Source organism: Shewanella sp. 10N.286.54.B9 (assembly GCF_041468565.1).
Taxonomy (GTDB): domain Bacteria; phylum Pseudomonadota; class Gammaproteobacteria; order Enterobacterales; family Shewanellaceae; genus Shewanella.
The window spans coordinates 1-387 of record NZ_JBFRIY010000126.1 but is presented as its reverse complement, the minus strand read 5'-3'; the positions used below and the strand labels follow the sequence as shown (position 1 = coordinate 387).

At 47.0% G+C, this 387-nt stretch carries 1 tRNA gene and 1 rRNA gene; both read right to left on the bottom strand.

The window, feature by feature from the left end:
* Positions 1-54 precede the first annotated feature (54 nt).
* Positions 55-131: transfer RNA gene (locus AB4135_RS22100), tRNA-Asp, on the bottom strand.
* Positions 132-233: 102 nt separating this feature from the next.
* A 5S ribosomal RNA gene (rrf, locus tag AB4135_RS22095) occupies positions 234-349 on the bottom strand.
* Between the last annotated feature and the right edge of the window lie 38 nt (positions 350-387).

Here is a 387-nt window from a genome sequence, read left to right as displayed (position 1 = left end):
TTTTCCACAACGAAAAAAGCCTCTACATTGCTGTAGAGGCTTTCGTCTTTATGTTGGCGGAACGGACGAGACTCGAACTCGCGACCCCCGGCGTGACAGGCCGGTATTCTAACCAACTGAACTACCGCTCCTTTAGCAAATTGCCGAAGCATTTCACTAAATTCTTTTAAGTCACTAGCTTGTCAGGGCTAGGAGACTCGCTTTTCTCTTCATAGAGATAAAGCTAATTAGGCGCCTGGAAATGACCTACTCTCACATGGGGAAACCCCACACTACCATCGGCGATACTGTGTTTCACTTCTGAGTTCGGAATGGGATCAGGTGGGACCACAGCTCTATGGTTTCCAGACAAATTTGGTAAATTTAGAAAGCTGTTACTCGCTGTCG